The organism is Candidatus Accumulibacter aalborgensis (assembly GCF_900089955.1).
In the GTDB taxonomy this organism is placed as follows: Bacteria; Pseudomonadota; Gammaproteobacteria; order Burkholderiales; family Rhodocyclaceae; genus Accumulibacter; species Accumulibacter aalborgensis.
Genome location: NZ_FLQX01000003.1, coordinates 1 through 6194, shown reverse-complemented (window position 1 = coordinate 6194; position 6194 = coordinate 1). Strand labels below are relative to the sequence as shown.

Here is a 6194-nt window from a genome sequence, read left to right as displayed (position 1 = left end):
CCCATCCAACAGTCCTTACCCTCACCACTCGCTACCATGGAATTTGAAATGAGAACTGCTGCGATTTCCCCGACCCACGCGCTGGCGACCAGCGCGAGGCCCAGTGACAGCGCCAGGACCAGCCAGCCGATAGCTGCGGCCAGGCTGCGACGCGGGTCGAGGTAGCGCAGCGACAAAGACATGCAGACCTTCCCGGGGCTCGGTGCCAGATTTCAAAAGTGACTAAAATAATACCAAATTCGTGACCAACGCCCCTCCCGAAAGCAAGCGGCAAGCGCTAGAGTCAAGGTACCCTAGGGCTACGCCTCCCGTACTCCCTGCCAACTTCCAGAAGCGAGGGCTCGTGCCGTGAATGAACTGATTCAAATGGTCGCACAGCGGGCCGGGATCTCCCCGCCGCAGGCGACACTCGCCGTCAGCGCGATGCTCGCCTATTTGACGGCGCGCCTTCCTTCGCCGGTGGTCGGTCGCATCCGCGAGCAATTAGGGGCTGCGCCGTTCCCGAGCGACGCCGACACCGGTGGAGCAAGGTCCAGGTGAGCAAAACGGCGGCCGACAGCGGCCGTATCCGCGTGCTGGTCGTCGACGATCAGGCGCTGATCCGCCGTGGCATGACGCTGATGCTGTCGCTCGAAGCCGACATCGAGGTCGTCGGCCAAGCGTCGGATGGCATCGAAGCCGTAGCCCTCGCCGAGAGCCTGACTCCGGACGTGGTACTGATGGATCTGCACATGCCGCGCAAGGGGGGGGGTCGCGGCGACGCGCGAGATCACGATGGCGCTGCCGCATACGCACGTGCTGGTGCTGACCACCCTGGACGACGAGGAGTCCGTCTTCGCCGCCGTACGCGCCGGCGCTCACGCGTATCTGCTCAAGGACGCCAGCGAGGACGAACTCCTCGAAACCGTGCGCGCCGTCCATCGCGGCGAGTCGCGGCTGACGCCGCAGATTGCGCGCAAGGTGATGGATCAGTTTCGGCGGCTGTCCTCCCCTCCAGCGGAGCCCCCTGTTGGCGACGCGACCACTTCCAGCGCACCTGCCGGCATGACTCGGACGGAAACAGCGTCGTCGCGACCGGAAGCATTGAGCAGCAAGGAAGAAAAGATCCTCGCCCTGATCGCCGAGGGCAGGAGCAACAAGCAGATCGCGGCCGCCGTCTTTCTGGCCGAAGGCACGGTGAAGAATTACGTCAGCCGGATCATGGAAAAACTGCACGCCAATACACGCACCGAGCTTGCCGTCATGTCCCTGCGCCAGCAGCGTCCTGCTTGACATCCGTCGCGTACGATTGAGTCAATTCCCCGCCGAGTACTTTGCCGACCATTGAGTCGTCCGCGGCCGCCCGTCGTCGCAAAGCATGTGACCTTGGTGACTGCCAGATCGTGACTTCCCGCAGCCCCATCTGGTGACCTTTGGCAGCTTACCTGGCAGCGACCGCGGACTATAGTGGGTGCCATGGACAGGCGGGCGACACAAGACCGCAAGGTCCATCACCAACAATAATTCGAGGAAGGAAGCATTCATGAGCAACGACAGGAAAGACATCGCAATCGCCATCTACGATCTGCACAGCCAGGCTGAAGCGGCGGTCAAGACGCTGCAGAACGCCGGATTCAACATGAAGAATCTCTCGATCGTCGGCCGGGACTATCACACCAAGGAACACGTGGTTGGCTTCCTCAATGCCGGCGACCGGGCCAAGGTGCTTGGCAAACTGGGGGCGTTCTGGGGCGGACTGACCGGAATGCTTTTCGGCTCCGCGCTGCTGTTCATCCCGGTGGTCGGTCATGTGGTCGTTCTCGGCCCGCTCGCGGCCGCTCTGTTCGGCGGTCTGCAGGGTGCCGCGCTGGTCGGCGGTCTTGGCGCCCTGACCGGCGCCTTGATGTCCATCGGTGTTCCGAGAGACTCCGTGCTGCGCTATGAAACCGCTCTCAAGGCCGACCAGTTCGTTCTCGCACTCAACGGCAACGCAGAGGAGATAGAGCGCGCTCGGCAACTCCTGGCGAATTCGGGTATGGCGTCGTTCGACCATCACCATCAGTACGATGAGGCCGAACTGGCCATTTAGCCTGGCTTCGTAACGAGTCACTCTGAAAGGACCCGACAATGATCATCAAACCGATTGCCCTGGCAGGGTTGCTGGCTGCCGCTCAACTGGCCAACGTGGCCTACGCGCAGGCACCGAAAGGAGCACCGGCTGCAGCGGTGCAGCCGGCTTCGCCAGCGACTCCCGCAGCGCTACAACTCAAAGCGCCGGAGGACTGGATCATCTACGACAACACCACCACCTACACGCCGGTACTCGACGACCTCAGTCGGCATCTCGACGCTGCGCGCAAGGCCTTCGACGCCAAAGACAACAAGAAGGCGGCGACCGAGATGCGCGCCGCGGCTGACGAGTTGAAGAAACAGGCCGCTCGTGCCGACAAGGAAAGCAAGGAACTGGTGGCTGCCGACCAGGCGCTGCTGGCGGCCGACCAGAAGTTTACCCAGGATGCCGTCGCGCGCATCAACGCCAGTGCGACGAAAGTCAGCTCGGCGGCCAGCGCGATCGAGAGCGGCAAGATCACCAAGAAGTCAGACCTGGATCAGGCGCTCGACACCGCCGCGCGCGCCGACCTCGACCGGCGCTGGGTGGTGACCGACGTCACCACCTGGTATCCGGTCAGTGAAGAACCTCAGCGGCACTTCACGAATGCTGTTGCGGACTATGGCCGGAAGGAATACACCGCCGCCGCGGCCGAGATCCGAAAGGCGACGGGCTACCTTCGCCTCGAAGCCGGTCGCGCCAGCGGGCAGGCAAAGCAGGCGCTCGACAAGTCGGTTCTCGATCTCGACAGGCTGGCGCCAGCGGTCGCCAAAGGCAGCCTGAAAGAAACCAAGGAGATGGACAAGGCGTTCGCTGAGGCCAATCAGGCGCTAGCCCAAGCGTACCGCGCCAAGGCCGGCGAATCCTGGGTTCGCCAGGCCTACGAACGGACCGGCTACGAACTCAAGGCGGCTGCACACGGCCTGGAGAGCGCGGCCGGATGGGTTGGCGGCGAAGCGAAAACCATCGCCGCGAGTACGGTGGCAGAGACGCGCGCACTGGGTGACAAGCTCGCCTCCGGTAGTCAATGGACCCGGAATGAGGTCGTCAAGGGTCTGCAAGCTCTGGCCAGCGGTATCAGCGCTGTGGGACAGCAGATCAAACCCGGCAAGTAGCCGTTGGCGTTCGGCATCGCGGCGGAGCTGGCACGCGCCGAACGCCCGCGGATCTCACCAGCCATTCCCCAGAAACCTGAAAGGATCTTCATCATGAAAACGCTTAGCTCTCTGACTGCCGCCCTGATCGGTGCCAGCCTGCTCGCTACGCTGCCGCTCGCCGCCATCGCCAAGGAGCCGGTCATCGTCGAGACGATTGTCCAGGAACCCGTGGTCGTCGAAGCGGTTCTCGTCAGCACCTACCTCAACGGCGGCGTCGGCGAGAACGAAGCGGCGACCATGCGCCGCGTGGCCCAGGAATTTCCGCTGCGCATGACTTTCTCGGAGCGCAAGGACGGCGAGTTCATTGCCGATGTGCCGGTGGTCATCCTCGACGCGCGCGGCAACCCGGTATTCGAACTGCCCAAGGCCGGCCCGATGCTGTACGTCGTGCTGCCCAATGGCAAGTACCGAGTCAGCGCCCGTTTCAAGGGGCTGACCGAATCGCAGGACGTCACTCTCACCGGCAAGGAGGGCAAGGACCTGTACTTCCACTGGAAGAGGTAGGCGGGAAGGTGGCGAGGGAGGACTGCGCCCTTGTACCTACCCAGAAGCCACCGCTGCAAGTTGCTGACAATAAGGTGGACCATCGTGAGATGTGTGAGCAGTAACGACCGGGAGCACTGACATGCCGTTGATTGCGGGCTGCAAGCTTTACGTAGACGAAAAGTCCACCTCGATGGCGTGCTCGCTGGAACAGGCCCGCCGCCTCGCAGTTCCCTACGTCAACAAGCGGCAGGCGACATGAGTGCCGCAAGCGACGGCAAGATGGGTTTGTGGGCGGTGGTGGCCATTGGCGTCGGCGGTATGGTCGGCGGAGGGATTTTTGCCGTGCTGGGGCTGGCGGTGCAACTGGCGCACGGCGGCACGCCGGTGGCCTTTGCGCTGGCGGGCATGGTGGCGCTGCTGACGGCGTATTCGTATGCGAAGCTTTCCGTCGCCTATCCGAGTCGCGGCGGCACGGTTGTCTTCCTCGACCGCACGTTCGGCGCCGGGATGTCCACCGGCAGCCTGAACGTGCTGCTGTGGCTGAGTTACGTGGTGATGCTGTCGTTGTACGCATTCGCATTCGGCAGTTACGGTGCGACCTTTCTGCCGCAGGCTTGGCAGGGGATGGGCAGACATGTGCTGATCAGTCTCGCCGTTATCGCGATTGCCGGGATAAACCTGCTCAACGCCGAGTTGATCGGCAAGGCAGAGATCTGGATTGTCGGATTGAAGCTGGCGATCCTGCTGCTGTTCGTCGGCGTGGGTTTCTTCGGCATCAACGCCTCCCAAATCGCGCCGGCCTCGTGGTCGCCGCCGTTGCAGTTGGCTACGGGCGGGATGATCATCTTCCTCGCGTACGAAGGCTTCGAGTTGATTGCCAATACGGCCAAGGATGTGCGTGACGTGGCGAAGACGCTGCCGCGCGCCTACTACACGGCGGTCGGTTTCGTAATAGCGCTATACGTGTTGGTCGCGCTGGTCACGGTGGGCAATCTCCCGGTGGACAAGATCGTCGCGGCCAAGGATTTCGCGCTGGCGGAAGCGGCACGGCCGTTTCTCGGGCAAGCCGGCTTCACGCTGATCGCGGTTGCGGCGATGTTGTCCACGGCTTCCGCAATCAACGCCACGCTCTACGGTGCGGCGCGCCTGAGTTACTCCATCGCGCGCGACGGCGAATTGCCGGCAGAACTGGAGCGCAAAGTGTGGGGTCAGCCGGCGGAAGGGCTGCTTATTTCCGCCGGGCTGACGCTCATCGTGGCCAACGTCTTTGACCTGACCAGCATCGCGACGCTGGGCAGCGGCGGGTTTCTGCTCATCTTCGCCGCGGTGAATGCCGCAAACGCAAGCCATGCGCGGCACACGCACAGCCGCGGCTGGCTATCTGTTGCAGGGGCTTTTGCCTGCTTGCTGGCCCTGGCCGCCTTGATCTGGCAGACGGCGCAGACTGCGCCGCGCAAGTTGTGAGTACTGGCGGCGATGTTTGCGCTGGCGGTTCTGATCGAGGGCGCTTACCGGCTGAAGAAACGGGAGATCCGTTTACATGAATAAGCATTGGATCGACGTGCGCAGCGCTCCTGACGCAGCGCGGCTCTTGCCCCAAGGAGCGTAAGCGTCAGCGCACCCACCTCTGGGTCGGTTCCGCACGAAACGACCTAAAGCCCTTCATCCTAGAAGCCTCGGTTGATGACAAGAGGGCCCTTCGACACGCCCGCTACGCGGGCTGCTCAGGGCGAACGGAAGCTCACCCGTTGGGTGAGCCGAAAAAATCCCGTTCGTGCTGAGCCTGTCGAAGCATGAACGGGATTTTCCCCCGCCAACAGAGGTTTTTAGGTTGATTGAGACGAGCCATTGCACGAACCGCGGGTTCGTATCAATCGCTCACCAACTCACCCCATCACCTTCGCCGACAGGAACAACAGCAGTGGATTGTCTGGGGATGCTACGAAACCGAAGCGTTGATAGCAGCCCGAAGCCTGCTCATCGATGGCATCAACGAACAGACCGATGCCGCCACCTTCAGTGTAGATTCGTTGTGCCCGAGTAAGGGCATCTACCAGAAGCAATTCGCCGAGACCCGCGCCCTGATATTGCCGATCAACGGCCAGACGCCCCAAGCGCACACCAGGAATTCGACGCGGCAGTTTCTTGTGCCAGGCTTCAGGCAGATGGTGGTTTTCGAGTTCGGCAAGCGTGAGCGCGTAGTAAGCGCAGATACGTTCTGGTGCTTCCTCTCGGGTGGCCACGAAGGTCTTCGACAGCCCTTTCTCCTGATGCTGGCGGGCAACCTGCCGCAGCGAGTCATTCAGTTCCTGGCGACCACAGTCGAACCCTTGCCGGTTATGACTCCCAGTTAAAGGACTGACCAGCATCGTCTCTCCTGGCTTCTTGGTAGCGCCCTATTGTTACGTCGCGCGGTGATTCAGCCTGTTTGGCGCAAGCTGTTCGAGGCTGAGACAGAGGGA

At 62.4% G+C, this 6194-nt stretch carries 7 protein-coding genes and 1 pseudogene; 6 read left to right on the top strand and 2 right to left on the bottom strand.

Annotated elements, in window-relative coordinates; genetic code table 11:
• Positions 1–182: hypothetical protein (locus ACCAA_RS21735; RefSeq protein WP_222104790.1), on the bottom strand; the 182-nt coding region annotated here is incomplete at its 3' end.
• A gap of 429 nt (positions 183–611) precedes the next feature.
• On the opposite strand from ACCAA_RS21735, the pseudogene ACCAA_RS21845 reads away from it, so the two are divergent.
• The 6 genes and pseudogenes from ACCAA_RS21845 to ACCAA_RS01145 all read left to right on the top strand — a co-directional run.
• Positions 612–689: pseudogene (locus ACCAA_RS21845) on the top strand (DNA-binding response regulator); the annotation flags it as partial.
• Between the two features lie 85 nt (positions 690–774).
• Positions 775–1272 carry a LuxR C-terminal-related transcriptional regulator gene (locus tag ACCAA_RS01165; RefSeq protein ID WP_245754371.1) on the top strand — a complete coding sequence of 166 codons (498 nt, stop codon included), beginning with the start codon at positions 775–777 and terminating at the stop codon, positions 1270–1272.
• Positions 1273–1522: 250 nt separating this feature from the next.
• Positions 1523–2068 carry a general stress protein gene (locus ACCAA_RS01160; protein WP_186405421.1) on the top strand — a complete coding sequence of 182 codons (546 nt, stop codon included), beginning with the start codon at positions 1523–1525 and terminating at the stop codon, positions 2066–2068.
• 38 nt (positions 2069–2106) lie between these two features.
• Positions 2107–3204: a hypothetical protein gene (locus ACCAA_RS01155; RefSeq protein WP_186405420.1), complete on the top strand. Its 1098-nt coding sequence runs from the start codon at positions 2107–2109 to the stop codon at positions 3202–3204.
• 93 nt (positions 3205–3297) lie between these two features.
• Entirely contained in the window at positions 3298–3750 is a 453-nt protein-coding gene (locus tag ACCAA_RS01150) for a hypothetical protein (protein ID WP_186405419.1), read from the top strand.
• A 237-nt stretch (positions 3751–3987) separates the two neighbouring features.
• Positions 3988–5196, top strand: coding sequence for an APC family permease (locus ACCAA_RS01145; protein ID WP_186405418.1), 1209 nt, complete (start codon positions 3988–3990; stop codon positions 5194–5196).
• A gap of 422 nt (positions 5197–5618) precedes the next feature.
• Here the strand turns inward: ACCAA_RS01145 and ACCAA_RS01140 are convergent, their stop codons facing one another.
• Complete coding sequence (locus ACCAA_RS01140) at positions 5619–6101, bottom strand: GNAT family N-acetyltransferase (protein WP_186405417.1); 483 nt, start codon at positions 6099–6101, stop codon at positions 5619–5621.
• Between the last annotated feature and the right edge of the window lie 93 nt (positions 6102–6194).

Coding starts and splice junctions, on each gene's coding strand:
- ACCAA_RS01145 (WP_186405418.1), top strand. CDS start 3,988: ATGAGTGCCGCAAGCGACGGCAAGATGGGTTTGTGGGCGGTGGTGGCC.
- ACCAA_RS01140 (WP_186405417.1), bottom strand. CDS start 6,101: ATGCTGGTCAGTCCTTTAACTGGGAGTCATAACCGGCAAGGGTTCGAC.
- ACCAA_RS01155 (WP_186405420.1), top strand. CDS start 2,107: ATGATCATCAAACCGATTGCCCTGGCAGGGTTGCTGGCTGCCGCTCAA.
- ACCAA_RS01165 (WP_245754371.1), top strand. CDS start 775: ATGGCGCTGCCGCATACGCACGTGCTGGTGCTGACCACCCTGGACGAC.
- ACCAA_RS01150 (WP_186405419.1), top strand. CDS start 3,298: ATGAAAACGCTTAGCTCTCTGACTGCCGCCCTGATCGGTGCCAGCCTG.
- ACCAA_RS01160 (WP_186405421.1), top strand. CDS start 1,523: ATGAGCAACGACAGGAAAGACATCGCAATCGCCATCTACGATCTGCAC.